This is a genomic window from Variovorax soli, assembly GCF_031454625.1.
Lineage (GTDB): Bacteria > Pseudomonadota > Gammaproteobacteria > Burkholderiales > Burkholderiaceae_C > Variovorax > Variovorax soli_A.
This window is the reverse complement of sequence record NZ_JAVDRF010000002.1, coordinates 240,501-265,606: the sequence shown is the minus strand read 5'-3', so window position 1 is coordinate 265,606 and position 25,106 is coordinate 240,501. Positions and strand designations below refer to the sequence as shown.

Sequence of the window (25,106 nt, the reverse complement as noted above, 5' to 3'; positions counted from 1 at the left end):
TTGATGTCCTTGCCTCTTTTTGCCGTCACCCGCCGCATCGCCATGGCCGCCGTCGCCTTGACCGCGCTGGCGGCGCACGCCGCCTTCCCCGACCGTCCGATCACGATCGTCGTGCCCTATGCCCCGGGCGGCGCCGCCGATGCGGTCGCGCGCGTGCTGGCTGCGCGCATGGGCGAGAAGCTGGGCACCAGCGTGATCGTGGACAACCGCGCCGGCGCCAGCGGCACGATCGGCGTGGCCTACGTCGCAAAGGCCAGCCCCGATGGCTACACCATGCTCTACGACGCCACGCCGTACTCGATCAACCCGCATCTCTTCCCCCGCATGCCCTATGCGGCGGATGCGCTGCAGCCTCTGTCGCTGGTGCTGGTCGCGCCCAACGCGCTGATCGTGAAGGCCGATTCGCCGTACAAGACAGTGGCGGATCTCGTCGCCAAGGCCAAGGCCACGCCCGGCAAGCTGAACTTCGCCTCGGGCGGGAGCGGCACGGTGCAGCGCCTGGCCACGGAGCTCTTCCGGCAGAAGCTCCAGCTCGACATGGTGCACGTGCCCTACAAGAGCGGCGGCCCCGCCATTGCCGACGTGATGGGCGGCCAGGTCGACTTCATGTTCGGCACCGTGGCGGCCACTTACCCGTTGATCAGTGCCGGCAAGCTGCGCGCGCTGGCCGTGTCCTCGCCTCAGCGTTCGCCGCGCCTGCCCGACGTTCCCACGGTGGCCGAGACTGTGGTTCCCGGCTACGAGGCCTTCGAGTGGAACGGCATGTTCCTGCCGGCCAAGACCCCGAAGGACGTGGCGGACAAGCTGCAGAAGGCCGTCGTCGACGTTCTCAAGGAAGACGAAGTGCAACAGCGCCTGAGGGACCTGGGCGCCCAGCCCGTGGGCTCGACGCCGGCCGAGTTCGCGACCTTCCTCAAGAAGGAAGACGCGAAGTGGGGCGACGTGGTGAAGAAGGGCGACATCAAGCTGGATTGAGCGATGCAACCTTTGCCTCCGCTGTCGCAGCCGGTGCCGCATTCGGTCGGCCTGGGCCGGCCATCGCACCGACTGCCCGCATGGGCCTGCGACAGCCACATGCACATCTTCGACACGCGTTTCCCGCCGTCGCCGCATTGGCGTAGGCAGCCGCCCGATGCGCCAGTGGTCGCCTATCGGCAGCTGCAGCAGCGGCTGGGCACGTCACGCACGGTAGTCGTCACGCCGTCCACCTACGGCACCGACAACGCCTGCACGCTCGATGCGCTCGCGCAGCTGGGCGACGATGCGCGCGGCGTGGCGGTGGTGGATTCGCAAGTTGGCGCATCGGCGCTGGACCGGCTCGCCGCGCAGGGCATCTGCGGGCTGCGCGTGAACTTCGTGACGCCGCAGTCGTGGGGCACGACGACGCCGGAGATGCTCGCGACGCTGGCCCGGAAGGTGGCGCCGCTCGGCTGGCATGTGCAGGTCTTCATGCACCCCGAGCAGGTGGTCGCGCTGGCGCCGGACCTCGCGGCATTGCCGGTGCCGCTGGTGATCGACCACCTGGCGAGCATCGATCCGGCGCAGGGCCCCAGCGCCAACGGCTTCGACGCGGTCCGGCGGCTGCTGGATGGCGGCAACACGTGGGTAAAGCTCTCCGGCGCCTACATGCGATCGGCCATCGGCGGGCCGACCTATGCGGACACGTGGCCGCTGGGTCGCGCGCTGGTGCGATCGGCGCCAGAGCGCCTGGTGTGGGGAAGCGACTGGCCCCACACCACCGAGGCACCGGGAACCGTGGACGACGCGGCCCTGCTGGACACGCTGCAGGCCTGGTGCGATGGTGATGCCGGCACCATCGGCAGGATCCTCGTCGACAACCCCGCGCGGCTCTACGGGTTCGCGAGTCCGCCTTCCGGCGGATAGATCCGTCACGCAACTTCTCCTCTCATCGCCATGTTCCTGATCCAGCCCCCGACCGTCCGCGAACTCACACTATTCAGCGCCATGCCCGACGCGTTTCGACGTCCCCAGCGAAGCGCCTGGGCCGATGCCAACCGCGGCGGTGCAGCCACCGACTCCTTCCTGGAGGGACCGGTGTTCGACGGCGCCGGCAATCTCTACGTGAGCGACATCCCGTGGGGCCGGGTCTTCCGCATCGACCCGCAAGGCGCATGGACGCTGGTGGCGGAATACGACGGCGAGCCAAATGGCATGAAGTTCCTGGATGCCACGACGCTGCTCATCACCGATTACAAGAACGGCCTGATGCGCCTGGACGTGGCGTCGGGCCTCGTCAGCCCCTACCTCGAGCGTCGCAACAGCGAGCGCTTCAAAGGCCTCAACGACTTGATCTTCGACGCGCAGGGCAATCTCTACTTCACCGACCAGGGCCAGAGCGGCCTGCACGACCCCACGGGGCGGCTCTTCCGCCTGCGCCCGAGCGGCCAGCTCGACCTGCTACTGAACAACGTGCCCAGCCCCAACGGCGTGGCACTGTCGCCGGACGGCAAGGTGCTCTACCTCGCAGTAACGCGCGGGAACTGCGTCTGGCGGGTGCCTCTCTTGCCGGATGGCAGCGTCTCGAAGGTCAGCCAATTCTTCACGTCCTATGGGCCTAGCGGGCCTGATGGCTTGGCAGTGGACGAAGATGGCCGGCTCTTGGTGGCCAACCCAGGCCTCGGCTATGTATGGGTGCTCAACGCGCGCGCCGAGCCGGTCGAGGTGCTTCGCGGCGCGGCTGGCGCGTCGATTACCAACCTGGCATTCGGTAACTCGGGTCGGAGAACGTTGTACGTCACCGACTCCACGCGTGGTCGAGTTCTTTGCGTGGAGATGAAGGTGCGGGGACTTCCTCTCCGGCTCTGATGAGGCGGTTCGTGCCTTATCCTGCGCAGCCGGCCCAAGGTGAGAACTCCCGCCCGGAACCTCAACCCTGCGCTCAAGGCCACGTGGACAAGCCACTGACTTGCCCACATGCGAACGGGCTCGACCACTGCCGGCCGCTGTGGTGAGCGTCGCCCTCCGCTCAAGACGGCAAGACGCCTCGCCCGCTGGGACCTTTCAAGCACGCGCCGACCGACCCCGCAGCGCGTTCAGCATCTCGATCGCCGCGCGCACACGTGACGGAATCAGGCGCCCGGATGGATAGACGACGGAGATGGGCATGGCCTCCGGACGGCATGAGGGCAGCAGTTCCACCAGCTCGCCTCGCGCGAGTTCCTCTTCGACCAGCAGATCCGGAAGCTGACAGATGCCCGTTCCCAGCTTGACCGCCTCCAGCAGGCCCTCGGTCTCGTTGACGCGAACATGGGGTGCCGGAGACAACTCGACTTCGATCCCGCGTTGGCGGAATTGCCACGGGCGATCGCGCCCGCTGGTAGGAAGCCGGAACACCACCGTCGCGTGCTTCCCCAGTTCTTCGATTCGGCGCGGCACGCCGTGCGCCTTCAGGTAGGCCGGGCTCGCGCACAAGACAAGACCCTGCTGATCCACGCGCCGCGCGACGAGCGTCGAATCTTGCATCTGCCCAATGCGCACCGCCAGGTCGATGCCGTCGCGGATCAGGTCCACCTTGGTATCAGTCAGCCGCACGTCCAGCCTCAAGGCGGGGTGCTGACGAATCAGTTGCGCCAGCAGCGGCATCACGAACTTCTTGCCGTAGAACACTGGCAAGTCGATGCGCAGGCTGCCCGTGGGCTCGGCACGCGTGCCTGAAGCCTCAGCCTGCAAGTCCTCGACCTCGGCCAACACGCGCTGGCATCGCTGGAACAGCCGCTCACCGTCGGGTGTCAGCGTCACCTGCCGAGTGGTGCGGTGAAACAGCTTCACGCCAAGCGTCGCTTCCAGTCGCGCGACGGCCTTGGCCAGCGTCGACGGCGCGAGGCCCTGCTCGCGGGCCGCGGCGGCAAAGCCGCCGTGCTTGGCGGTAGCGGCAAAAGCCATGAACTGCTGAAGCCCGTGCATCGCGTACGCCTCGATTGAAGAATAAATGCCGTCAATGTTAAGACACCGCACGGTCTTCTCGAATCAATCGAGCGTGGCCACACTGCGAACACCGCAGCGCAATCCGGCCTGCGCCAACCGATTCAAGCCTTGGAGATTCAGCCATGCCCCTCATCCATCAACGTCCTCCCGAGCCCTGCGAACTGCCGGGCATCCTGCACAGCACCTGGGCCGGCGAAGCCGACGGATTGCGCCAGTTGTCCGTCTGGCGCCAGACCATGGCACCGGGCGGCGCCACGCCCGCGCACTGCCACGACTGCGACGAGGTCGTGCTGTGCGTTGGTGGCTGGGGTGAGGTTCACAGCGATGGTCAGGTGCAACGCTTTGGCGCCGACACAACCGTCGTGCTTCCGCGCGGACAGGTGCACCAGATCTTCAACGTCGGGCCGATGCCGCTGGAGACGATCGGGATCTTTGCAGCCACCCCGGTGATGACTCGCGAGCCTGGCGGCGAGCCGCTGGACCTGCCCTGGCGCACGTGACGCATTCATGGATCAAGGAGAAACTCATGAAGGCATTCCCCTTGCCGTGGGGCCTGGCCTTGGCGGCACTTTGCATCGCTGCGGTCGTCGGTCCGGCCTTCGGTGCGCGCGCCGGTGAACGCCCACGTGACGCCGTGGCGCTCGGCCGCTATCTGGTGCAGACCAGTGGCTGCAACGATTGCCATTCGCCCGGCTATGCGCAGCGCGGCGGCCAGACGGCCGAGGCCAGTTGGCTCACCGGCGACGTCGTCGGCTGGCGAGGCCCGTGGGGTACGACCTACCCCGGCAATCTTCGCTTGTTCATGGCCACGATGACGGAAGCGCAGTGGCTGCGGCATGCCCGAACGATGGAGCCGCGTCCGCCCATGCCCTGGTTCAACATCCGCGCGATGTCGGATACCGACTTGCGCGCCATCTACCGGTACGTCAAGGCCGCCGGTCCCGCGGGCCTGCCCGCGCCGGCCTACGTCCCGCCCGGTCAGCCGGTGTCCGGGCCGGTGATCCAGTTTCCTTGACGGCCGCGCGCCATGCACCATCACTCAGGTCCATGCCGGCTTTTTTTCTTTCCGGGCTCGCGGTCCTCGACGCTCAGGCCTTCCTGGCGTGCTCGGCCCTTCTCGCGGTGCGTGGCGCGCGCCTCACCGGTTTCCTGGGTCCGAAGAGAGGGGCTGCAGTGGGCGTCGTCGGCTCGAGCGCCCGCTCCATGCCGCGAGCGAAGGCCTGGCAAGCCAGCCTGAACTCGGCGACCGCCTGAAGATATTCGCGACGCGCAGCCTTGGTGCTCATGGCCGGAAGGTACTCCAATCGCGGCATCGCCGCATCTCGTCGCGCCGGGACCAGCGGCCGTCAGCTGACGGGCAATTGCTCCGGCATCGGCTCGGGCGGGCGCGAGCGCGGCTCCTCCTGCGGACGATCGCGGCCCAGGTCATCGATCATCTTTTCGCCGACAGGGTCCGGGCCGTCCAGAGGGATCGATTCCTCGAAGCCGATTTCCGGCTCCTCGTCGGGGGCCGCGCGGGTGGTATGGGTGCTCATGGGGGTGGACTCCATCTGAAAAACAAGCGCCACCTTGGCGCCCGAGCATCGGTGAGGCCCTCGGGCAAACTCCCCTGCCGATGTCGGCCGCCGCCGACGCCGCGCGTCCGCACCGTAAAATCGCGCACCTTCCTCACTGCCCGTAGCTCAGTTGGATAGAGCATCGGCCTTCTAAGCCGAATGTCGGGGGTTCGATTCCCTCCGGGCAGGCCAATGCATTTCGCCTGGAAGGCCCCACCATCACGCTTGCCCCGTTCCGCTCGACGGTGGCGCGTCGCTTTTCGCCGGCGCCGGGGGCGTGCCAGCCGGCGCTTCATGCCCAGCGGGTGGGGACGTCGGCAGTTCCACCGCAGCGCCCGGGTCCTCTTCTCCCGCGACGGATTCTTCGAAGTCCGGCGGCGTCGGGTCGCGGGAATGTGGGTCGGGGTTGTTCATGGCGGCTCTCCTTGACTTGAGGACAACACGTTCGAGCAGTGTCGACCTCGGTGTGGAACGAGGCGTCGGCAGCGCTCAAGGGCGCCCGTAGGAAAGGCGCTTGAAAGCGAGGGCAGGCCGGCGATGGCGACGTGAATCTCGATCGTCCTACCCGCACGGCGCCGGGGTACTCGTCTGATGCCCCGATGCCCGACCTCCCCTCCCCGCCGCAGCGGCGTCGCGCCCGGCGCCAGCGCGGATCGCCGGCGATCCCGGAGCGCCGGCTGCAGCGAACGCTGCGCACCGTCTTCGGCTTGCAATCCTTGCGCACCGGCCAGCGGCATGTCATCGAGCGCGTGCTCGAGGGACGATCGACCCTTGCGGTCATGCCCACGGGCGCGGGCAAATCCCTCTGCTACCAGCTTCCCGCCCTGCTGCTCCCGGGCTGCACCGTCGTCGTCTCGCCCTTGATCGCACTGATGAAAGACCAGCGCGAGAAGCTGCATGCGCTGGGCGTGAACGCCGTGCAGTTCAACAGCCAGGTCGAAGCCGACGAAATCCGGGCCGGCGAGGAGGCCATCCGCGAAGGCTCGGCGTCCATCGTGTTCACGACGCCGGAGCGCCTGGCCGATCGCGATTTCGCGGCACTTTTGCGAAGCCACGAGATCTCGCTGCTGGTCGTCGATGAAGCCCATTGCATCTCGCAGTGGGGGCACGACTTCCGGCCTGCCTTCCTCGGCATCGGCGCGATGGCCAAGGCACTCGGCGATCCGCCCGTGCTGGCGCTGACGGCGACAGCCAACGGCGAGGTCGCGGCCGACATCATGGAGAAGCTCGGCATCCCGGCGTCGGGCTGGATCGATACCGGGACCTACCGGCCCAACCTGCACTACGCAGTCGAGCAGCATGCGCGCGAGGAGGATCGCCTGAGACGCACGCTTGCGCTGGTCGCATCCACCCAGGGAAGCGGCATCGTCTACACCGCCACCGTCAAGGCGGCGCAGGCGGTGTACGAGGCCCTGCGCGCGGCGGGCGAATCGGTCGGGCTCTACCACGGCCGGCGCGGCGCGGCCGATCGCCGCGAAGCGCAGGACGCCTACATGGCGGGCCGGTTGCGTGTCATGGTCGCGACCAATGCCTTCGGGATGGGCATCGACAAGCCGGACATCCGTTTCGTCGTGCACTACCAGATGCCCTCCGGCCTGGATGCCTACTACCAGGAATCGGGCCGCGCGGGTCGCGATGGCCAGGCATCGGCGTGCACGCTGCTGTTCCTGCGCCGCGACAGGGCGCTGCAGCAGTTCTTTCTTGCCGGACGCTATCCCGCAGAGGAGGAGCTCGACTCGCTGCATCGCGCGCTGAAGACCGCGACGCGCAACGACCAGGCCCTCACGCTTGAGCCACCGCGATCGCGCAGAACAAGCTGAAGGCGGCGCTCCACCTGCTGCGCGGGCGGCGCATCGTCGACATGGATGGCGAAGGCCGCATTCGCCTGCTGCGAGCCGATCTCGCCGCGGCCGAACTGCGCGAGCTGCTGGACGCCTATCGGCGCAAGCGCGAGCAGGACCGCGCGACGCTCGAGCGCATGGTGTTCTACGCGCAAAGCGGGCAATGCCGGTGGCAGGTGCTGCTGGCCTACCTCGAGGAAGAAGCCCCGCCGCAGCGCTGCGGCACCTGCGACAACTGCCGCCGCATCGCCAGGCAAGAGGCAGCCCAGGCAAGGCAGCGCGTGGCCGCCGATGCGGCGGCGCCAACGCTGCGGCACCCCGCGCGCCCGCGTCTGCCGCGACCCGCCTTCGCCCCAGGGCAAGCGGTCAGGGTCAAGCGCTATGGCGAGGGTTGCGTGGTGAGCGCGGACGCGCTGTCCGTCACCATCGAATTCGCCGACGGCAGCCGCCGCTGCTTCCAGCCCGAGTTCGTCCAGGCGCTCCGAAGCCCGCGCACGGGTTCGAGCCCCACGATGGCTTGACGCGGGAGCAACGAATACGCAGCCGCGGCGCGCCGGCCTCAGGGAGCATCCGCCCGGCGTGGCGGCACGATCTTGGCAGCGGCGCGCAGCGCCTCGTCGAGCTGCGCCAGCGTGTAGGGCTTGCGCAGCCAGAAGGTACCGGGGGCGGGTTGCAGGGGCGGCGCCAGGCCAGTGGCGAAGATCACGGGAAAACCGCAGCGCTGCTGCAGCGCCTGCGCGAGCTCGCGCCCCGACAGCGCCGGCAGGCCGATGTCCGTCATCAGCACGTCGAAGGCACCCTCCAGGAAACGGCTCTTGGCGCCCTCGGCGCTCTGCACGCCCGTCGCCCAATGGCCGAGTTCCTGCACCCGACGCAAGGTGGCGGCCAGCGCATCCGGCTCGTCCTCCACGACGAGGATGCGCAGCTTGCGGCGAGGCAATGGGTCCGGTGACGCCGCGGAGGGCTCCCTCCACTCGGCGCGCCGTCGCCCCAGCCAGTCGAGCAGGCGGCGCCTGAAAGCTTCTTGCCAGTCGCGGTGCGAGAGCGCGTGGTCGGCGCCGTCGATCATCTGCACGTCGAGCGAGCGTGCCTGCGTGAAAGCGGCGGCGTAGTTCTCGATCACCGGCCGCGGGATCATGTCGTCGCTGCCCGAGCCGATCAGCAACGCATCGCCCCGGAATTCGGCGCAGGCCGCCAGCGCGCGGTTGTCGGCCGGACGCAGGCGCAGCAACCGGTAATTGGCGAGGTCGTCCTTGTCCAGCTCATCCTTGGGTCGGGTCCAGCCTTCGTCGCGGTAGAGCGCCGGCGCGCGCAATGCCAGCCAGCGCACCGGCCGCAGCCGGCTCGCCAACGCGGCCAGGTAGGCGCCGTAGCTGACGCCCACGATGCCGATGGAATGGAGCGGCTCGTCCGAGCCGGCGAGTGCGTCGTAGGCGGCCAGCAGGTCCTGAAGGTTGTCCTCGCGCGTCACGCGGGCGCGCTGCGCCGGCGACCATTCGGCGTTCGGCAGATCGACCAAACGACAGATCCAGCCCGCAGCGCAGAGGGCCTGCTGGAGCAAGCGGTAGCGGTCGCGGTGGTTGTCGTCCCAACCGGGCACCAGCAGCGCGCCAGGCCGGCGTGCTTCGGCAGCGGGAATGTGAGCCGGGCTGTTCATGCCTTTCGCGGGGCCTGGGGCAACAGCTCCACCATCCGGCGCGCGCGCATTCCGGCACGTCAGCCTTGGCCGTCATCCGCTGCCCGCCGGAGCCGCACAGCGGCGGAAGACCGGATCGCAGGCGAGGCGAGACTTCATGAGCACCAGGCGCGATGCGCGCGTCCTGCGCGACCCAGGCGCCCGCATCAAGGCGTTAGGCAATTGACGGCGGACAGATCGGCCTGCCGCCCTACAGCAGGCTTCGCGCGCGCTGCTACTTTGCGGTCGAAGCGGTAGGGCTCGCAGCTCAGGCGCGCGAAGCGAATGGGAATGCAGAGCTCATGCGCAGGGAATGTCCGCGAAGACGTCGATGCCGAATCGTACAAACACATCGAAGAAGGTCCGCATGGCGAACGCAGGCAACGCGGGGCGATGGGCCGCTTGCGTGGTGTGCCTCTGCGCCGTCTTCCACGCGGCCGCCCTCGCACAGGACCGGGCGGCCTCCCCGAACGATGGCGAGTGGACGATGCCCGCTCGCGACCACGCGAGCACGCGCTACAGCCCGCTCGCGCAGATCACGACGGCCAATGCGTCGGCGCTGCAGCTCGCCTTCACCTTTTCGACCGGCGTGGTCCGCGGCCACGAGGCCGCGCCGCTGGTGGTCGGCAGCACGATGTACATCGTCGCGCCCTACCCCAACGTGCTGTATGCGCTGGACCTTGCAAAGCCCGGCGGCGCGCTCAAGTGGAAGTTCGAGCCGAAGCCCGACGCCGGCGCGCAAGGCGTGGCCTGCTGCGATCTGGTCAATCGCGGCGCCGCCTACGCCGATGGGCGCATCTTCTTCAACACGCTGGACAACCAGACCGTGGCCCTCGATGCGCAGACCGGTGCAGAACTTTGGCGAGCGAAGCTCGGCGACATCAAGCTCGGCGAAACCATGACGATGGCGCCGCTCGTGGTGAAGAACAAGGTCCTGGTCGGCAACAGCGGAGGCGAGTTCGGCGTGCGTGGATGGCTCACTGCGCTGGATGCCGCCACCGGCAAGATCGCCTGGCGCGCCTGGAGCACCGGCCCCGATCGCGATGTGCTGATCGGCCCCGCCTTCAAACCCTTCTATCCGCAGGACCGCGGCACCGATCTCGGTGTGGGCTCATGGCCGCCCGAGGCCTGGAAGATCGGCGGCGGCAGCGTCTGGGGGTGGATCTCCTACGACCCGGAGCTCGACCTCGTCTACTACGGCACGGCCAATCCGGGTCCCTGGAATCCCGAGCAGCGCCCGGGTGACAACCGGTGGACCTCCGGGCTCTTCGCGCGACGGCCCGACACCGGGGAAGCCGTGTGGTTCTACCAGTTCAGCCCGCACGATCTGCATGACTACGATGGCGTGAACGAGAACATCCTCATCGAGGCGGAGTTCGGCGGCCGTGCGCGCAAGCTGCTCGTGCACCCGGACCGCAACGGCTACGTCTACCTGATGGATCGCACCAGCGGCGAGGTGCTGTCGGCCAAGCCCTTCGTGAGCGTGACCACCTCGCTCGGAGTCGACCTCAAGACCGGCCGGCTGATGTACGACCCGACCAAGGAGCCGAAGGCCGGCAAGACGATCCGCAACATCTGCCCGGTCTCGCCCGGCGGAAAGGACTGGCAGCCCTCGGCCTACTCGCCGCGCACGCGCCTCGTCTACATCCCCCATCAGAACCTCTGCCAGGACACCGAGACCTCCCAGGTCAGCTACATCGCCGGCACGCCCTACGTCGGCGCGGATTCCAAGATGTATGCCGGGCCGGGAGGCCACCGGGGCCTGTTCACCGCCTGGGACCCCATCGCAGGCAAGGAAGCATGGCGGCTCCAGGAAAACTTCCCGGTCTGGAGCGGCGCACTGGCGACTGCCGGCGACGTGGTCTTCTACGGCACCATGGAGGGCTGGTTCAAGGCGGTGGATGCGCGCAGCGGCAAGCTGCTGTGGCAGTTCAAGACCGGCTCCGGAATCATCGGCCAACCGGTCTCCTACCGCGGACCCGACGGAAAGCAGTACGTGGCCGTGCTTTCCGGCGTGGGCGGCTGGGCCGGCGCGATCGTCTCGGGCGATCTCGATGCGCGCGACGGCACGGCGGCAATGGGCTTCGTCAATGCCATGAAGGACCTGCCCTCCGCCACGACCAAGGGCGGCATGCTCTACGTCTTCATGCTGCCGGACTGAGGCCATGCAAAGCGCGGCGGCACTCCTTCTCGCCATGTTCGCAGCCGGGCTGTGCCAGGCCCAGGGCCGCCCGCTCGACTCGGTGGCTTCCGTCGAACCCGGCGCGCTGCGCGTCTGCGCCGAACCGGACAACCTGCCTTACTCGCGCCAGGACCAGAGCGGCTTCGAGAACCGCATCGCCCGCCTGGCCGCAGACGATCTGCAACTGCCGCTGCAGTACGCATGGCTGCCCGACCGCCGCGGCTTCGTGCGCAAGACCCTCGGCGCGAATGCCTGCGACGTGATCATCGGCGTGCCCGAGGGCGACGAGCGCGTGCTGACCACGCGCGCCTACTACCGTTCGACCTATGTCTTCGTGCAGCGCGAGGACCGCACCGGCGATGCGCCCGCGCTGAGCAGCTTCGACGACCCCCGCCTGCCGGCGCTGCGCATCGGCGTGCAGCTGGTGGGCAACGACCTTGCCGCCACACCGCCCGGCTATGCCCTCGCGCGGCACGGCGCGCTGCGCCGCGTGAGCGGCTTCACGCTCAACGGCGACGGGCCGCCGGCCTTGCGCATGGTCCGCGCCGTGGCCGACGGTGCGCTCGATGCCGCCGTCGTCTGGGGACCGCAGGCAGGCTACTTTGCAGCGCAGGCGGGGACGCCGCTGCGCATGTCGCCGGCCCCGGCACCGGCCGACCTCGGCATGCCGTTCGCCTTCTCGATCGCCATGGGCGTACGCAAGGGCGACACGGCCATGCAGCAGCGGCTGGACGATTTCCTGCGGCGCCGCGCCGCGGACGTCGATGCCATCCTCGATGCTTATTTCGTTCCGCGGATCGCTGCGGCGGCGGGAGATCGGCCATGAACACGCCGCGGTGGTGCGCGTGGGTGGCGGCGGCCTCGGGCCTGCTCTTCCTCGGCGCCTGCGAGCGCGAACGTCGCCACTTCGATACGCCCCCTACCAACCAGGCGTCAGAAGCACCCACATCGCCGCGCACCAGCGTGCTGCAGCCGGCGCAGAGCCGCAGCGATCCCGTGCGCCCGCCGACCGGCGACGGCGGCGACTACGAACGCAACGCCTACAGCGTGGCCCAGGGCAAGCGCCTGTACCGCTGGTACAACTGCAACGGCTGCCATGGCCAGGGAGGCGGCAACATCGGGCCGGCGCTGATGGACGACACCTGGCGCTACGGCAGCTCGCCGGCGCAGATCTTCTCCACCATCATGCATGGCCGCCCCAACGGCATGCCCTCTTTCGCCGGCCACATGAGCGAAGACCAGGCCTGGCAGATCACCGCCTATGTGCGCTCGATGAGCGGGCAGCTCGACAAGGATGTCGCGCCGGGACGCGCCGACAGCCTGCAGGCCAGCGAACCCGAAGCCGCGCGCGACCGCGAGGCGCCCCGCCCCGGCACCAAGTGAAACGCCATGCCGCTGCACGACGTCCTTGCACCCTTCGGTCCACAGGCTGCGCACGTGCATGCGCTGTGGAACCTGATCCTGCTCGTGTGCACGCTGGTGTTCGCGGCCGTGCTGGTCGCCTTGCTCGTTGCGCTGTGGCGAGCCCCGCGCGCGAGCGCCGCGACGCCCCCCGACCTGTCGGTGCTGCGCCGGCCGGAACGCGGGAGCCACCGCAGCGTCGTCGCCGCCGTGGCCGTCTCGACCCTCCTGCTGCTGGCGCTGATCGCCGCCAGTGTCTTCACCGACCGCGCCCTGGCCGGACTTTCGACTGCAAACGCCTTGCGGCTGGAGGTCACCGCGCACCAGTGGTGGTGGGAAGTCCGCTACATGGCCCCGAAGCCCAGCGACATCTTCATCACCGCCAACGAGATCCACGTGCCGGTCGACCGCCCGGTGATCGTCACGCTCAAGGGCGATGACGTGATCCACAGCTTCTGGGCGCCGAGCCTTGCCGGCAAGAAGGACCTGATCCCCGGACGCACGAGCACGCTGCAGTTCCGCGCCGACAAGCCGGGCGTGTACCGCGGCCAATGCGCCGAGTTCTGCGGGCTCCAGCATGCGCTGATGGCTTTCTTCGTGGTCGCCGATCCGCCCGAGCGCTACGAGGCCTGGGCGGCAGCGCAGCGCCAGTCCGCGGGCCCGCCTGCGCCGGGGGCTCCGCTGCGCGGCAGCCGCGTGTTCCAGAGCGCGAGCTGCGCGATGTGCCACGCGATCGACGGCAGCCCGGCGCAGGCCGTGCGCGGTCCGAACCTCACGCACGTCGCGAGCCGCGGCACCCTGGCCGCGGGCGCGCTCGCCAACACGCCGGACGACCTGCGGCACTGGATCACCGATCCGCAGCGGATCAAGCCCGGCACGAACATGCCTGCGACCTCGCTGTCGTCCAGCGAGCTGGAAGACCTGGTCGCCTACCTCCAAACCCTGCGCTGACACGACCATGGACGCCGCACCCGGAGACACCCCCGTTCCCCGCCTGAAGGACGGTCCGGCCCCGGGCTCGCCAGAGGCGCGCGCGCTGGACGCGACCTGGCGCGACCCGCCCGGCTTCATCGGCTGGTTCTCGGCCATCAACCACAAGACGATCGCGAAGCGCTTCATCGTCACCACCTTCGGCTTCTTCGTGGCCGGCGGCATCCTCGCGCTGCTGATGCGCCTGCAGCTCGCACGGCCCGGGTCGACGCTCATCGGGCCCGATCTCTACAACCAGCTCTTCACCATGCATGGCTCGACCATGATGTTCCTGTTCGCGGTGCCGGTGATGCAGGCCGTCGCCATGTACCTGGTGCCCCTGATGGTGGGGACCCGCAGCGTCGCCTTTCCGCGCATGAACGCCTTCGCCTACTGGATCTTCCTTTTCGGCGGCCTGATGCTGTACATCGCGTTCCTGCTCGACGCGGGGCCGGATGCCGGCTGGTTCGCCTACGTGCCGCTCGCCGGACCCGACTTCTCGCCCGGCAAGCGGGTCGACTTCTGGGCCCAGATGATCACCTTCACCGAGCTGTCGGCGCTGCTGGAGGCGGTCATCCTCATCACCACCGTCTTCAAGCTGCGCGCGCCGGGCATGACGCTCAACCGCATTCCGCTCTTCGTCTGGGCCATGCTCGTGACCTCCTTCATGGTGCTCTTCGCCATGCCGTCGGTGATGCTCGCGAGCACCATGCTCATCATGGACCGGCTGGTCGGCACGCACTTCTACAACCCGGCCGAGAGCGGCGATCCGGTGCTCTGGCAGCACCTGTTCTGGTTCTTCGGCCATCCCGAGGTCTACCTGATCTTCATCCCCGGGCTGGGCTTTCTCTCGGCCATCATCCCGACCTTCGCACGGCGGCCGATCTTCGGCTACACCGCGATGGTCCTGGCGCTGGTCGCCACCGCCTTCCTCGCTTTCGGGCTGTGGGTCCACCACATGTTCGCAGTCAACCTGCCGGAGCTCGGCAAGAGCTTCTTCACGGCCGCGAGCATGCTCATCGCGGTGCCCTCCGCGATCCAGCTCTTCTGCTGGATCGCGACCCTGTGGACCGGGCGGCTCGACCCGAAGACGCCGCTGCTCTTCGTGCTCGGCTTCTTCTTCATCCTCGTGCTGGGCGGCATGACCGGCATCATGCTGGCCTCGGTTCCGCTGGACCTGCAGGTGCACGACACCTACTTCGTGGTCGCGCACCTGCATTACGTGCTGATCGGCGGCGCGGTGTTCCCCCTCTTCGGCGCCTTCTACTACTGGTATCCCAAGATCACCGGCCGGCTGATGAGCGAGCGGCTCGGACGCTGGAACTTCGGCCTGTTCTTCATCGGCTTCAACGTGGCCTTCTTCCCGATGCACCTGCTCGGGCTCAAGGGCATGACGCGCCGCGTCTACACCTACCAGGCCGGCCTCGGCTGGGACAGCCTGAACCTCGTGGCGACCATCGGCGCCTTCATGATTGCAGCGAGCGCGCTGATCTTCGTCGTGAACGCGGTGCGCAGCCTGCGCCATGGCGCGCCGGCCGGCAACAACCCCTGGGGGGCGGGCACGCTCGAATGGGCCACCTCCTCGCCGCCGCCGGCGTGCAACTTCCATGCGATCCCGGTGGTCCATGGCCGCGACCCCGTCTGGCAGCCCGCGCCGGTGCAGCCCGAAGGCGCGCCTTCCTTCACGCATGTTGCGGGGCTGGCCGCCGATGCGCGCGAACTGCTCGCCACGACGGTGCTCGATGCACGCCCGGACCTGCGGCTCAACTTCCCCAATCCGACACCGTGGCCCTTCCTCGGCGCGGTGGCGGTCACCCTCCTCTTCGTCGGCTCGATCTTCACGCCGTGGGCCGTCGTGTGGGCGAGCATCCCCGTCGCCATCGCGCTCACCGGCTGGTTCTGGCCGAGCCGGGCGGAGAACTCGGAGCATCTCGCGCTGGAGAAGAAGCCATGAGGCGGGCGCTCGACATCTCCGCGCTGCCGAGCTATGCCTTCGGCCATCGCAGCCTGATGTGGTGGGGCACCTGGGGCCTGATCGCCATCGAGGGCACGCTGTTTGCGTTGACGGTCGCAAGCTACTTCTTCCTTCGCAGCCAGTCGGACGCCTGGCCTATCACCGCGCCGCCGCCCGCGCTGCTCTGGGGCAGTGCGAACACGGTGCTGCTGCTCGTGAGCACGCTGCCCAATCACCTGGCCAAGCGGGCCAGCGAACGCAGCGAGCTCGTGCGCACGCGGTGGTGGCTGATGGCCTGCCTGCTGTGCGCACTGGTCTTTCTCGTGCTGCGGGTGTTCGAGTTCCGCTCGCTTTACACGCGTTGGGACAGCGACGCGTACGGCTCCATCGTCTGGACGCTCCTGGGGCTCCACACGGTGCACCTCATCACCGACACCTACGACACGGCCGTACTGACGCTGCTGCTTTTCACCGGCCCGATGGAGGGCCAGCGATTCTCCGACGTGAGCGAGAACGCGCTGTACTGGTACTTCGTGGTGCTGTCGTGGCTTCCGATCTATGCGGTGATCTATTGGGCGCCGCGATTTCACTGAACCGGGAGAGAGCCATGAACCTGCGCGCCCCCAAGATCTGGCTCGGCTTGCTGGGGGTGCCGGTCGCGGCGCTCGGCTATCAGCTGGTCGCGTATGCCCTCGTTCCCTACAGCTGCGACCGGCAGGCGCCGGCGCCGCTGCATGCCTTGAGCGCCCTCGTCCTGCTGGCCTGCGTGGCCTGCACGCTCCTCGCTGCCCACGAGTGGCTCCGCCTGCATGCCGCAGCCCCTGACGGTGTCGACGACGACGCGCCCCTCCCCGCGACGCGCAACCGCTTCCTCGCGGTCTGCGCAACCGTGGTCGGCGGCCTCTTCACGCTGGTGGTCGCCTCGCAATGGATGGCCGCGTGGGTGGTGTCGCCTTGTCTGCAATGACCGAGCGCATCGTGCCAACCGTGGCCGGGCGAGTCCGGGCTGGCCTCCTGGCGGCACTCGCCGCACTGCCCGCCGCCGCGTGGGCCCACGCGCCCGAGGCGGGGGCGCGGGCCGGCACCTCCATCCCCTGGACCTTCGAGCCCTGGGTCGTCGGAAGCCTTCTCGTGAGCGCGGCGCTCTATGCCCTCGGTCTGCACCGCCTGTGGCGCAAGGCCGGCAGGGACCGGGGCGTGCACGGCACCCAGGCAGCGGCTTTCGCGGCCGGCTGGCTGGTGCTGGTGGCGGCACTGGTTTCGCCGCTGGACGCACTGGGTGGTCTGCTCTTTTCCGGCCACATGGTCCAGCACGAATTGCTGATGGTGGTGGCCGCGCCGCTGCTGGTCATGAGCCGGCCGCTGGCCGTGTGGACCTGGGGACTGCCAAGCACCTGGCGTCGCGCCGCCGGGCGCTGCGCCGCGAGCGCTCCGGTGGCCTGGCTCTGGCGCCTCCTGACCTATCCGCCGGCCGCATGGGCGCTTCACGGCGTTGCGCTGTGGGGGTGGCATGTGCCCCCTGCCTTCGAGGCCGCGCTGGCTTCGAACGCGATTCACGCACTGCAGCACATCAGCTTCCTCGTCACCGCCCTCCTGTTCTGGTGGGCGCCGCTCGGCCGCGCCGCGCGCACGGACGCCGGTGCCTCCATGCTCTATCTCTTCACGACCATGGTGCACACGGGCGCACTGGGGGCGCTTCTCACCCTGTCGCCCACGCTCTGGTATCCGGCTTACGCGGGCAGCACCGCGGCATTTGCGCTCGACCCGCTGGAAGACCAGCAGATCGGAGGCCTGATCATGTGGATACCGGCCGGCCTCGCCTACCTCGCCGCCGCACTGGCGGTGATGGCGCGATCGCTGCGGGAAAGCGGCGGACGGCAGCGTGCCGTGCCCTGAGCCGTACCTTCCGGTGCGATGTTCCCGACGCCCGCATGCGCCGGCAGGCTTCGCGATGTCCACGAGCCCCGCAACGCAGGCGATGCCCACCTAGCGCCAGTCGTCGGCCCTTCGAATCGGAATCTGCATCCCGGCTGCGCGCGCTCTCAGCTGACCGCACCCGCCATCGACGTCCTGGCCGGCCGAGTAGCGAAGCTTGGTCAGGATGCCCCGCTCGTGCAGCGTGCGCGCCATCCCTTCGCAGCGCTCCCATGACGGGCGGCTGAAGGCCGCGCCATCCACTGCATTGAAGGGAATCATGTTCAGCACGCCGTACTTGCCGGAGAGCAAGCGGACGATGCCTTCGATCTCTTCTTCTCCGTCGTTGACACCTTCCAGCAGCGTCCACTGGTATTGGACCGGGTAGCCGCTCGCCCGGGCATAGCGTTCGCCCGCGGCGACCAGTTCCTCTGGCGTCATGGCCGGCGCGCGAGGGAGGAGCTCCCTTCGCAGCCGGGCGCTTGTCGTGTGCAGCGACAGTGCCAGCGCCGGCCTGACGCGTCCCTGGTGCAGCCTCTCGAACGCGCGTGGATCGCCCACGGTGGAGAACACCAGGTTCTTGTGGCCGATGTTGCCCACCGTGCCGAGCAGGTCGATCGCCTCCAGCACGTTGTCCAGGTTGTGGGCCGGTTCGCCCATGCCCATGAACACCACCTTGCTGACCGGCCGGCGCAAGCGCGCGAGGGCGACCTGGGCAACGATCTCGGCGCTTCCCAGCTGGCGCAGCAGGCCGTCGCGGCCCGTCATGCAGAACCGGCATCCAACGGCGCACCCCACTTGCGACGAGACGCACAGGCCCCCTCGGGGCAGCAACACGCTCTCCACGGTCTGCCCATCTGCGAGCGCGACGAGCAGGCGCTCGGAACCATCCGCGCCGGGATGAACCGAGCGGATGCGCGCCAACGCCGCCAGCTCGGCCTCGATGGACGGCAGTGCAGCCAGCAGCGACGCGGGGAAAAAGCTCTCGGGCCGACGCCTGCCGCTGTCCCGGGGCAGGGCATGGGACCACAGGCGCAGGACCCGCTGCTCGTGGAGGGGGCCCGCGCCGGCTTCGCGGAGCCGCCGCTTCAGTTCGTGGATTCGCATGCGCTGCCGATGGCAATGGCCTCTGGGTGTCGATGAGGGGACGTCCGGCCGCTCCCGTCGGGCCGCCAGCGACGAGATCATGGCACGTCAGGGCGCGCAGTCAGGGCGGAACGCCGGCACTCGATGGCAACGCGACTTCGGCCCACACCGGCGCATGATCGCTGGCGCCCGCGCGGCCACGGACCTCGCGGTCCACGTTTGCATCGGTCAGCATGGCGGCGAGCTCGTCGTTGAGCAGCAGGTGATCGATGCGCAAGCCGGCGTTGCGCGGCCAGCGATTGCGCCAGTAGTCCCAATAGGTGTAGATCGCCTCGCCCGGATGCAGCAAGCGGATGGCATCGGTCCAGCCCTGCTCGAGCAGCCGCGCGAAGGCGGCGCGGCTCTCCGGCTGCAGCAGCGCGTCGTGCCGCCACGATGCGGGGTTGTAGATGTCGGCATCGGTGGGCACCACGTTGAAATCGCCCGCCAGCACCGCGGGAAGTCCGCACTCGAAGAGCCTGCGCGCGTGAGTGCAGAGGCGCTCGAACCATTCGAGCTTGTAGTCGAACTTGGGGCCGGGACACGGATTGCCATTGGGCAGATAGAGACAGCCGATGACAACGCCATCGACCACGGCTTCGATGTAGCGGCTCTGGTCGTCCTCTGTGTTGCCGTCCAGCCCGCGCCCGGTCTCGATCGGCTCCTTGCCGCGCGCCAGGATGGCCACGCCATTCCATGCGCGCTGGCCATGAAAGACGGCACCGTAACCGGCCTCGCGCAACGCGGCCGCCGGAAAGCTCTGGTCGGGGGACTTCAGTTCCTGCAGGCAGGCCACGTCGGGCCTGGACTCGTGGAGCCACTCGAGCAGCCGAGGCAGTCGGCCGTTGATGCCGTTGACGTTGAAGCTCGCGATCTTCATGGTGCGTGAAATCGGGGAAGAAAGACGTCGCCATCATGGTCGGAGTTCCTTCAGGAAACACGTAGGCGCAGTGGTTCATTGCATCGATGAAATCCGGAAACACAGCGCCTGCGTCCATACCGCCGATGCTCGCCAAGAGCGCCACGAGCCTGCCGCAGGGCGATGGATTCCTGTTCGAGCCGAAGTGGGACGGCTTTCGCGCGATCGTCTTTCGCGATGCCCGCGGCGTTGTGATCCAGAGCCGCGAGGGCAAGCCGCTCGACCGCTACTTCCCCGATCTGCACGAAGCCTTCGCGGCAGCGCTGCCCGAAGGCTGCGTGCTCGACGGCGAGATCGTCGTTGCCACGCCGCGCGGGCTCGACTTCGACGCGCTCCAGCAGCGCGTGCATCCGGCCGCGTCCCGCGTGGCGCGCCTGGCCGCCAAGACGCCCGCCTCGTTCGTGGCCTTCGACATGCTGGCGCTGGAAGGCCGCGACCTGATGAGCAGTCCGCAGGCCGAGCGCCGCCTCCTGCTGGAGGCATTGCTCGCGGAGCCGGTGCCCGCGATCCGTCTGACGCCCATGACCACCGATCGCGCGCTGGCGCTGCGATGGCTGCAGCATTTCGAAGGCGCCGGCCTGGACGGCGTGATCGCCAAGTGGGCGGACCAGCCCTATCTGCCGGGCAAGCGCGCAATGGTGAAGATCAAGCACCAGCGCACCGCGGATTGCGTGGTCGCGGGCTTCCGTTGGCACAAGAGCGGGACGGACGCCGTGGGCTCGCTGCTGCTGGGCCTCTACGATGAAAGCGACGTCCTGCAGCACGTCGGCGTGACCTCTTCGTTCGACATGGAGACGCGCAGGCGACTGGCCGTGGAGTTGCAGCCCTTGCGCGACAAGGCGTTGCAAGGGCACCCCTGGTCCGGGTGGGCAGGCGCCGCTGCCGGCGGAGGGCAGCAGCGAATGCCGGGGGCTCGCAGCCGCTGGAGCGGAAGCAAGGATCTTTCGTGGGAGCCCTTGCGCATCGAGCGCGTGTGCGAGGTCCGGTACGACCACCTGCAAGGCGATCGCTTCCGCCACGCCACCCTCTTCCTTCGGTGGCGATTCGACAAGCCGCCCAAGGCCTGCCGCTACGACCAGCTCGAAGTCACGCCACCCTACGAACTTGCCCGTGTGTTCTCCGCGCATCCTTGAAGCGGCTCGCGCTGGTGCTGCCCGCGCGACGCGCGTAGCATCCATCGATTTTTTCGAGCCCGATGATCAACCTGACCCATCTGACGATCCAACGCGCCCGGAAGGAGCGCCTGGCCCAGGTCGCCGGGAGCCTGACCTTCACGACCCTGCTGTCGATCGTGCCCTTGCTGGCGGCCAGCTTCGCGCTGCTCGCGCGATTTCCCATTTTCAAGCGGTTCAAGGACGCGTTTCAGGAGCTCCTGTTGAGCCGGCTGCTGCCGGCAGACATCGCGCGCACGGTCCTGAGGTACCTGAACCAGTTCACCGCGAACGCCAGCGGCCTGACTTGGGTCGGTTCGCTCTTCTTGCTGGGCACGGCCATCGCGATGCTGCTGACCGTGGAGAACGCACTCAACCAGATGTGGCAGGTGCGGCGCAACCGGCCCTTCTTCAGGCGGGTTGGCTTGTACCTCCTGATGCTGGTGGTCGGGCCGCCCGTCCTGGGCCTGAGCCTGTGGGCGACCTCGTACCTGCTGGGCATTTCCGTGGGCCTGATCGGCGCGCTGCCGCCATCGCTCTCGTTCGTGCTCGACCTCGGACCGCTCATGCTCGGCGTGGCTGCACTGACCGGCATGTTCTATCTCGTCCCGAACACCAAGGTACGGCTGCGCGATGCCGTCGCCGGCGGCTTGATCGCCAGCGTGGCTTTCGAATTCGGCAAGCGCGGCTTCACCGCCTACCTCGTCAAGGTGCCCACCTACAAGGCGCTGTACGGGGCGTTCGCCACGCTCCCGCTGTTCCTGCTCTGGGTGTACTTCTCGTGGCTGGTCACGCTGGTCGCGGCCATGACGGCGGCCAACCTGGCGCTCACCCGGCGGCGCCCCGAACGCAAGCCCGCCCGGATGTAGCAGGCAGGATGGGCTTGCCAGCACCGGGCAGGATACGGGATCATCCCTCCTCGGTTCTTCCTCTCTCGTGCGAGTCGATACATCCTGCGCCTCTATGACAGCCGCTACTCCGGCAACTGCTGGAAAGTCCGAATCCTGCTGAGCCAGGTCGGCCTTCCGTTCGAGCGCGTGACGCTCGATCTCGCCAAGGGCGAGGCCGCGGAGCCGGCGTTCCGCCGAAAGAGCCGCTTCGCACGGGTGCCGGTGCTCGAATTCGACGACGGCCGCACCCTGGTCGAGTCCGGGGCCATCCTGCTCTACCTGGCCGAGGGCACCCGCTTCATTCCCCAGGACCCATTCCTGCGCGCGGAAATGCTGGGCTGGCTGTTCTTCGAGCAGGCCGATCTGCAAAAGCCGATCGCCGTGCCGCGCGTGTGCCACCTGCGCGGGCTGGCTGCCTCCATGGCAGACGACATCGCCCGCTTCCACAAGGAGGGGCACGCCGCGCTCGAGAAACTCGAGCAATGGCTCGCTCCGCGCAGCTGGCTGGTCGGCGACGGCTACACGCTCGCCGACCTGGCCCTTTCATGCTATGTGTCGCTGGCCGACCAGGGCGGCTACGACATGGCGCGCTACCCGGCCATCCGCGCCTGGACGGAGCGCGTCGCCGCGCAGCCCGGCTGGGTGCCGCTGCTGCCCGGCGAATAGGCCGCGCGCCTCGGCGGGGCCGGGCGCGTTGCCTTCACGCCGAGATGGGCTCCAGGCGGCCGAGCAGTTCCTCCTTGCGGTCCCGAAGCCACGGGGGCAGCTGGAACTCCTCGCCGAAGTGGCCGGGTTCCTCGTCGATCGCAAAGCCGATGTCGGTCGTCGCGGCCTCGAAGATCACGCCGCCCGGCATCTTGAAGTACATCGATCGGAAATAGTTGCGGTTGACGGACTCCGAAGCGTCGATGTAGCCCATGCCCATCAGCTTGTTCTTGATCTGCATCTGCTGCTCTTCGGTGTCGACCGCGAAGGCGACATGGTGGATGGTACCCTCGCCGTAGATCGACGATCCCTGGAGGCGATCCGGTTCGTGGAGGAACTCGACGATGGTTCCGGGCGCCCCGTCGCTGGTCTCGAAGCGGTGGTAAGGACCCGACTCACCGGCATGGCGAAAGCCGATCGCTTCCTGCATGAAGGTGATCGACTCGGCCACCTCCCGCAACGACAAGGTGATGCTGTGCACGCCCCGGATCGCGAAGGCCTCGGGAATATCCTCGGCCACGCACGGCTCGCGCGTGTCTCGGTCCGAAGCGACCAGGTCGAACTCGATGCCGCAGGGATGATGGAAGCGCTGGCGCTGCTCGCCGAAACGCGCCACCACCTCCTTGTCGTAGGCCACGCCACGGTCCGCGAAGCGCGCGCGCCAGAAGTCGAGCGATCCGCTCGGCACGGAGTAGTTGATGACCCGGATCTGGCCCGAGCCGCGCCGCCCCTTCACGCCTTTCTGCTTGAAGGGAAAGGAGGTGACGAGCGTGCCGGCATCCCCTTGGCGGTTGCCGTAGTAGAGGTGGTAGATCGGGGCTTCGCCGTCCAGCAGCACCGTCTTCTTGACCAGGCTCTGTCCCAGCAGCTTGACATAGAAGTCCACGTCCTCCTGGGCGCCACTGACGCAGGCGGTGAGGTGATGAAAGCCTTTGATGATCGACATTCGGGGTTCCTTGTGGTTGAGGGTTGTCTTGAATCGTGCGCTGCCGTTCAGTCGTGGACGAAGGTGGTGAACTCCTCCACCTCGAGCTTGTGCAGCGCCATGCGGTTCTCCGGCATGCTGTTGTCGGCGTAGCCGAGCGACATCCCGGCGATCACCATCTCGCCCTCTGGAATCCGGAGCTCGGCGCGCAGCACCGGGTATTGCAGCGACCAGATCTGCTGCGGGCAGGTGTCGAGGTCCCTCGCCTTGGCGGCGAGCATGATGTTCTGCAGGAAGCAGCCATAGCAGATGAAGCTGGCCCATTCCAGGCGGCGGTCCATCGTGAAGATGATCCCGACCGGCGCGTCGAAGAACAGGAACTGCCGCTCCACGTCACGCATGCGCCCTACCTTGTCGCTTCGGTGCACGCCCTGCGCATCCCCGAGCTGGCCGCGGAAGGTGTTGAAGCGCGACGAGTAGGGTTCATGCAGCGGCTGCGGAAAGAAGGGGTACTCGGGCGACAGCTTCTCGGGCCCTGCGCGAAATGCATGGACGGCCGCCGAAGTCACGCGCTCGCGCGCCCCGCCCGTGACGACATAGCAGCGCCATGGCTGCGTGTTGCTCGAGCTGGGTGCGTACTTGGCGACGGACAGGATTTCCCTCACGGTTTCAAGAGGTACGGGGCGGTCGAGGAAGCCGCGCTTCGTGCGGCGCTCGCAGATCAGTTCGTCGATCAGTGAGTTCATTGATGTGTCTCCATCCGGGTGGCGGTCGTGCATCGACCGGGCCCTTGAATCGTAGGAATCGCGAACCGGCTTGAGAAGCCGACGCGGCTTGCACGCAAGGTTGCGGATTTCTGGACGATGGGCGAAACGGGCTCGCCACGGCTATGCTCGAAGCGATCCCCTCTCCGACACGATGCGCCACCGATGCTCGATCTCAAGGACGTCTACTACTTCGTGCAGGTCGTCGACCGCGGCGGCTTCACCTCGGCCGGCCAGGCCTTGCGGCTGCCCAAGTCGACGCTGAGCCACAGGGTGCAGGAGCTCGAGGCCTCGCTGGGCGTTCGGCTGCTCAACCGGACCTCGCGCCAGTTCGGCACGACCGACATCGGCAAGGAGTTCTACCAGTACGCCGTGGCGATGCTGCGCAGCTCCGACATTGCCGAAGAAGCGATCCGCCAGCGCCTCGCAGAGCCGAGCGGCGTCATCCGCATCACGACCACCGCCGAGATCGCGCAGTTCGCGCTGCGCGACCTGCTTCCGGTCTTCCTCAACCGCCATCCCAAAGTGCAGATCGTCGAAATCGCGACCGACAGGCTGGTCGACATCGTCGGCGAAGGCTTCGATCTGGCGATCCGCGGATACACGGCACCGATGCAGAACTCGACGCTCGTGCAGCGCGCCATCGCGACGGTGCCGTGGTTCCTGTTCGCCAGCCCGGCCTACCTGGCGAGGACGAAGGAGCCCCAGCATCCGGAAGAGCTCCTGCACCACACGAGCATCTCGATCGTGCGCAACGGTCCTGTGCAATGGCAGCTGAAAGGCCCCGGCGGCAAGGAATTCGTGGTGGCGATGGCCCCGCGCTTCCAGAGCAACAGCATGATCTCCCTCAAGGAAGCCGCCTGCGCCGGCCTCGGCATCGCGGCGCTGCCGGGCTACATCTGCCGCAGCGAGATCGCGGCCGGCTCGTTGCGCCAGCTCCTGCCCGGCTGGATCGCGGCCGACGCCCGCATTGCGGCGCTCATCCCCTACCGCACCGGACTGCTGCCCGCGGTGCGTTCGCTGGTGGACTTCCTGGCCATCGAGATACCGAAGGTCACGGACTTCGGCGGCCACTAGGCACGCGCTTCCATCGTCCAGAACGCTGGACGCAGAGTCCCGGCAAGGGGGGCTCCCGCACCCCCGCATCGGTCTTATCGTCGCAGTCCTCCGACTCCACCGGATTCAGGACC

27 protein-coding genes and 1 tRNA gene are annotated in these 25,106 nt (G+C 68.1%); 20 read left to right on the top strand and 8 right to left on the bottom strand.

Translation table 11 applies throughout. From position 1 onward, the window contains the following. Positions 1 to 3 precede the first annotated feature (3 nt). The 3 genes from J2739_RS05155 to J2739_RS05145 are packed head-to-tail and all read left to right on the top strand — an operon-like array spanning position 4 to position 2,826. Positions 4 to 975 carry a tripartite tricarboxylate transporter substrate binding protein gene (locus J2739_RS05155; RefSeq protein ID WP_405053828.1) on the top strand — a complete coding sequence of 324 codons (972 nt, stop codon included), beginning with the start codon at positions 4 to 6 and terminating at the stop codon, positions 973 to 975. Positions 976 to 978: 3 nt separating this feature from the next. Beyond that, positions 979 to 1,884: an amidohydrolase family protein gene (locus tag J2739_RS05150; protein ID WP_309899222.1), complete on the top strand. Its 906-nt coding sequence runs from the start codon at positions 979 to 981 to the stop codon at positions 1,882 to 1,884. A gap of 30 nt (positions 1,885 to 1,914) precedes the next feature. Continuing rightward, positions 1,915 to 2,826, top strand: coding sequence for an SMP-30/gluconolactonase/LRE family protein (locus J2739_RS05145; protein ID WP_309899220.1), 912 nt, complete (start codon positions 1,915 to 1,917; stop codon positions 2,824 to 2,826). A gap of 195 nt (positions 2,827 to 3,021) precedes the next feature. Here the strand turns inward: J2739_RS05145 and J2739_RS05140 are convergent, their stop codons facing one another. Further along, on the bottom strand, positions 3,022 to 3,924 hold the full coding sequence (locus J2739_RS05140) for a LysR family transcriptional regulator (RefSeq protein ID WP_309899218.1): 903 nt from the start codon (positions 3,922 to 3,924) through the stop codon (positions 3,022 to 3,024). A 143-nt stretch (positions 3,925 to 4,067) separates the two neighbouring features. On the opposite strand from J2739_RS05140, the gene J2739_RS05135 reads away from it, so the two are divergent. Together J2739_RS05135 and J2739_RS05130 are read left to right on the top strand one after the other, a co-directional pair. Next, complete coding sequence (locus J2739_RS05135; protein ID WP_309899216.1) at positions 4,068 to 4,445, top strand: cupin domain-containing protein; 378 nt, start codon at positions 4,068 to 4,070, stop codon at positions 4,443 to 4,445. 26 nt (positions 4,446 to 4,471) lie between these two features. After that, entirely contained in the window at positions 4,472 to 4,960 is a 489-nt protein-coding gene (locus J2739_RS05130; protein ID WP_309899214.1) for a c-type cytochrome, read from the top strand. A 331-nt stretch (positions 4,961 to 5,291) separates the two neighbouring features. On the opposite strand, the gene J2739_RS05125 is transcribed toward J2739_RS05130, so the two are convergent. Beyond that, the gene (locus tag J2739_RS05125; RefSeq protein WP_309899212.1) at positions 5,292 to 5,480 is read right to left on the bottom strand and encodes a hypothetical protein; all 189 of its coding nucleotides are present in this window, start codon (positions 5,478 to 5,480) and stop codon (positions 5,292 to 5,294) included. Positions 5,481 to 5,616: 136 nt separating this feature from the next. On the opposite strand from J2739_RS05125, the gene J2739_RS05120 reads away from it, so the two are divergent. Continuing rightward, positions 5,617 to 5,693, top strand: a tRNA-Arg gene (locus tag J2739_RS05120). A 27-nt stretch (positions 5,694 to 5,720) separates the two neighbouring features. Here J2739_RS05120 and J2739_RS05115 read toward each other — a convergent pair. After that, a complete protein-coding gene (locus J2739_RS05115; protein WP_309899210.1) occupies positions 5,721 to 5,915 on the bottom strand; it encodes a hypothetical protein in 195 nt (64 codons plus the stop codon). A 185-nt stretch (positions 5,916 to 6,100) separates the two neighbouring features. On the opposite strand from J2739_RS05115, the gene J2739_RS05110 reads away from it, so the two are divergent. Both J2739_RS05110 and J2739_RS05105 read left to right on the top strand, forming a co-directional pair. Beyond that, positions 6,101 to 7,321 (top strand): RecQ family ATP-dependent DNA helicase, encoded by a 1,221-nt coding sequence (locus tag J2739_RS05110; protein ID WP_309899208.1) that lies wholly within the window; start codon positions 6,101 to 6,103, stop codon positions 7,319 to 7,321. Between the two features lie 41 nt (positions 7,322 to 7,362). After that, positions 7,363 to 7,863 carry a RecQ family zinc-binding domain-containing protein gene (locus tag J2739_RS05105; RefSeq protein WP_309899206.1) on the top strand — a complete coding sequence of 167 codons (501 nt, stop codon included), beginning with the start codon at positions 7,363 to 7,365 and terminating at the stop codon, positions 7,861 to 7,863. A gap of 38 nt (positions 7,864 to 7,901) precedes the next feature. Here J2739_RS05105 and J2739_RS05100 read toward each other — a convergent pair whose 3' ends face one another. Further along, positions 7,902 to 8,999, bottom strand: coding sequence for a response regulator (locus J2739_RS05100; RefSeq protein ID WP_309899204.1), 1,098 nt, complete (start codon positions 8,997 to 8,999; stop codon positions 7,902 to 7,904). Positions 9,000 to 9,384: 385 nt separating this feature from the next. Here J2739_RS05100 and J2739_RS05095 point away from each other — a divergent pair, with 385 nt between their 5' ends. Genes J2739_RS05095 through J2739_RS05060 form a run of 8 tightly spaced genes read left to right on the top strand, consistent with a single transcriptional unit; the run spans position 9,385 to position 17,419 of the window. Continuing rightward, positions 9,385 to 11,178 carry a methanol/ethanol family PQQ-dependent dehydrogenase gene (locus J2739_RS05095; protein ID WP_309899202.1) on the top strand — a complete coding sequence of 598 codons (1,794 nt, stop codon included), beginning with the start codon at positions 9,385 to 9,387 and terminating at the stop codon, positions 11,176 to 11,178. A gap of 4 nt (positions 11,179 to 11,182) precedes the next feature. After that, positions 11,183 to 12,025: a substrate-binding domain-containing protein gene (locus J2739_RS05090; RefSeq protein ID WP_309899200.1), complete on the top strand. Its 843-nt coding sequence runs from the start codon at positions 11,183 to 11,185 to the stop codon at positions 12,023 to 12,025. After that, complete coding sequence (locus tag J2739_RS05085; protein ID WP_309899198.1) at positions 12,022 to 12,582, top strand: c-type cytochrome; 561 nt, start codon at positions 12,022 to 12,024, stop codon at positions 12,580 to 12,582. Before J2739_RS05090 ends, J2739_RS05085 begins: the two co-directional genes overlap by 4 nt. Before the next feature lie 6 nt (positions 12,583 to 12,588). Continuing rightward, the gene (coxB, locus tag J2739_RS05080) at positions 12,589 to 13,551 is read left to right on the top strand and encodes a cytochrome c oxidase subunit II (RefSeq protein ID WP_309899196.1); all 963 of its coding nucleotides are present in this window, start codon (positions 12,589 to 12,591) and stop codon (positions 13,549 to 13,551) included. A 7-nt stretch (positions 13,552 to 13,558) separates the two neighbouring features. Further along, complete coding sequence (ctaD, locus tag J2739_RS05075) at positions 13,559 to 15,523, top strand: cytochrome c oxidase subunit I (RefSeq protein WP_309899194.1); 1,965 nt, start codon at positions 13,559 to 13,561, stop codon at positions 15,521 to 15,523. Beyond that, complete coding sequence (locus J2739_RS05070; RefSeq protein WP_309899192.1) at positions 15,520 to 16,116, top strand: cytochrome c oxidase subunit 3; 597 nt, start codon at positions 15,520 to 15,522, stop codon at positions 16,114 to 16,116. Before ctaD ends, J2739_RS05070 begins: the two co-directional genes overlap by 4 nt. A gap of 14 nt (positions 16,117 to 16,130) precedes the next feature. Continuing rightward, entirely contained in the window at positions 16,131 to 16,490 is a 360-nt protein-coding gene (locus J2739_RS05065; protein ID WP_309899190.1) for a hypothetical protein, read from the top strand. Then, positions 16,487 to 17,419: a cytochrome c oxidase assembly protein gene (locus J2739_RS05060; protein ID WP_309899943.1), complete on the top strand. Its 933-nt coding sequence runs from the start codon at positions 16,487 to 16,489 to the stop codon at positions 17,417 to 17,419. The genes J2739_RS05065 and J2739_RS05060 overlap by 4 nt, the downstream gene beginning before the upstream one ends. A 90-nt stretch (positions 17,420 to 17,509) precedes the next feature. On the opposite strand, the gene J2739_RS05055 is transcribed toward J2739_RS05060, so the two are convergent. Beyond that, positions 17,510 to 18,544 carry an RNA methyltransferase gene (locus tag J2739_RS05055; RefSeq protein WP_309899941.1) on the bottom strand — a complete coding sequence of 345 codons (1,035 nt, stop codon included), beginning with the start codon at positions 18,542 to 18,544 and terminating at the stop codon, positions 17,510 to 17,512. 100 nt (positions 18,545 to 18,644) lie between these two features. Further along, positions 18,645 to 19,442, bottom strand: coding sequence for an exodeoxyribonuclease III (locus tag J2739_RS05050; RefSeq protein ID WP_309899187.1), 798 nt, complete (start codon positions 19,440 to 19,442; stop codon positions 18,645 to 18,647). Between the two features lie 86 nt (positions 19,443 to 19,528). Between J2739_RS05050 and J2739_RS05045 the strand changes: the two genes are divergently transcribed. The 3 genes from J2739_RS05045 (at position 19,529) to J2739_RS05035 (ending at position 22,188) form a co-directional block, all read left to right on the top strand. Further along, positions 19,529 to 20,614, top strand: coding sequence for an ATP-dependent DNA ligase (locus J2739_RS05045; protein WP_309899185.1), 1,086 nt, complete (start codon positions 19,529 to 19,531; stop codon positions 20,612 to 20,614). 62 nt (positions 20,615 to 20,676) lie between these two features. Beyond that, complete coding sequence (locus tag J2739_RS05040; RefSeq protein ID WP_309899183.1) at positions 20,677 to 21,501, top strand: YihY family inner membrane protein; 825 nt, start codon at positions 20,677 to 20,679, stop codon at positions 21,499 to 21,501. A gap of 39 nt (positions 21,502 to 21,540) precedes the next feature. Next, positions 21,541 to 22,188, top strand: coding sequence for a glutathione S-transferase family protein (locus J2739_RS05035; protein ID WP_309899939.1), 648 nt, complete (start codon positions 21,541 to 21,543; stop codon positions 22,186 to 22,188). 34 nt (positions 22,189 to 22,222) lie between these two features. Here the strand turns inward: J2739_RS05035 and J2739_RS05030 are convergent, their stop codons facing one another. Next, entirely contained in the window at positions 22,223 to 23,173 is a 951-nt protein-coding gene (locus J2739_RS05030; protein WP_309899181.1) for a ring-cleaving dioxygenase, read from the bottom strand. A 47-nt stretch (positions 23,174 to 23,220) separates the two neighbouring features. Continuing rightward, positions 23,221 to 23,898, bottom strand: coding sequence for a nitroreductase (locus J2739_RS05025; protein ID WP_309899178.1), 678 nt, complete (start codon positions 23,896 to 23,898; stop codon positions 23,221 to 23,223). 183 nt (positions 23,899 to 24,081) lie between these two features. Here J2739_RS05025 and J2739_RS05020 point away from each other — a divergent pair, with 183 nt between their 5' ends. Beyond that, positions 24,082 to 24,993, top strand: a complete 912-nt coding sequence (locus tag J2739_RS05020) for a LysR substrate-binding domain-containing protein (protein WP_309899176.1) — start codon at positions 24,082 to 24,084, stop codon at positions 24,991 to 24,993. Positions 24,994 to 25,106: the final 113 nt, after the last annotated feature.

Coding starts and splice junctions, on each gene's coding strand:
- J2739_RS05155 (WP_405053828.1), top strand. CDS start 4: ATGTCCTTGCCTCTTTTTGCCGTCACCCGCCGCATCGCCATGGCCGCC.
- J2739_RS05150 (WP_309899222.1), top strand. CDS start 979: ATGCAACCTTTGCCTCCGCTGTCGCAGCCGGTGCCGCATTCGGTCGGC.
- J2739_RS05145 (WP_309899220.1), top strand. CDS start 1,915: ATGTTCCTGATCCAGCCCCCGACCGTCCGCGAACTCACACTATTCAGC.
- J2739_RS05140 (WP_309899218.1), bottom strand. CDS start 3,924: ATGCACGGGCTTCAGCAGTTCATGGCTTTTGCCGCTACCGCCAAGCAC.
- J2739_RS05135 (WP_309899216.1), top strand. CDS start 4,068: ATGCCCCTCATCCATCAACGTCCTCCCGAGCCCTGCGAACTGCCGGGC.
- J2739_RS05130 (WP_309899214.1), top strand. CDS start 4,472: ATGAAGGCATTCCCCTTGCCGTGGGGCCTGGCCTTGGCGGCACTTTGC.
- J2739_RS05125 (WP_309899212.1), bottom strand. CDS start 5,480: ATGAGCACCCATACCACCCGCGCGGCCCCCGACGAGGAGCCGGAAATC.
- J2739_RS05115 (WP_309899210.1), bottom strand. CDS start 5,915: ATGAACAACCCCGACCCACATTCCCGCGACCCGACGCCGCCGGACTTC.
- J2739_RS05110 (WP_309899208.1), top strand. CDS start 6,101: ATGCCCGACCTCCCCTCCCCGCCGCAGCGGCGTCGCGCCCGGCGCCAG.
- J2739_RS05105 (WP_309899206.1), top strand. CDS start 7,363: ATGGATGGCGAAGGCCGCATTCGCCTGCTGCGAGCCGATCTCGCCGCG.
- J2739_RS05100 (WP_309899204.1), bottom strand. CDS start 8,999: ATGAACAGCCCGGCTCACATTCCCGCTGCCGAAGCACGCCGGCCTGGC.
- J2739_RS05095 (WP_309899202.1), top strand. CDS start 9,385: ATGGCGAACGCAGGCAACGCGGGGCGATGGGCCGCTTGCGTGGTGTGC.
- J2739_RS05090 (WP_309899200.1), top strand. CDS start 11,183: ATGCAAAGCGCGGCGGCACTCCTTCTCGCCATGTTCGCAGCCGGGCTG.
- J2739_RS05085 (WP_309899198.1), top strand. CDS start 12,022: ATGAACACGCCGCGGTGGTGCGCGTGGGTGGCGGCGGCCTCGGGCCTG.
- coxB (WP_309899196.1), top strand. CDS start 12,589: ATGCCGCTGCACGACGTCCTTGCACCCTTCGGTCCACAGGCTGCGCAC.
- ctaD (WP_309899194.1), top strand. CDS start 13,559: ATGGACGCCGCACCCGGAGACACCCCCGTTCCCCGCCTGAAGGACGGT.
- J2739_RS05070 (WP_309899192.1), top strand. CDS start 15,520: ATGAGGCGGGCGCTCGACATCTCCGCGCTGCCGAGCTATGCCTTCGGC.
- J2739_RS05065 (WP_309899190.1), top strand. CDS start 16,131: ATGAACCTGCGCGCCCCCAAGATCTGGCTCGGCTTGCTGGGGGTGCCG.
- J2739_RS05060 (WP_309899943.1), top strand. CDS start 16,487: ATGACCGAGCGCATCGTGCCAACCGTGGCCGGGCGAGTCCGGGCTGGC.
- J2739_RS05055 (WP_309899941.1), bottom strand. CDS start 18,544: ATGCGAATCCACGAACTGAAGCGGCGGCTCCGCGAAGCCGGCGCGGGC.
- J2739_RS05050 (WP_309899187.1), bottom strand. CDS start 19,442: ATGAAGATCGCGAGCTTCAACGTCAACGGCATCAACGGCCGACTGCCT.
- J2739_RS05045 (WP_309899185.1), top strand. CDS start 19,529: ATGAAATCCGGAAACACAGCGCCTGCGTCCATACCGCCGATGCTCGCC.
- J2739_RS05040 (WP_309899183.1), top strand. CDS start 20,677: ATGATCAACCTGACCCATCTGACGATCCAACGCGCCCGGAAGGAGCGC.
- J2739_RS05030 (WP_309899181.1), bottom strand. CDS start 23,173: ATGTCGATCATCAAAGGCTTTCATCACCTCACCGCCTGCGTCAGTGGC.
- J2739_RS05025 (WP_309899178.1), bottom strand. CDS start 23,898: ATGAACTCACTGATCGACGAACTGATCTGCGAGCGCCGCACGAAGCGC.
- J2739_RS05020 (WP_309899176.1), top strand. CDS start 24,082: ATGCTCGATCTCAAGGACGTCTACTACTTCGTGCAGGTCGTCGACCGC.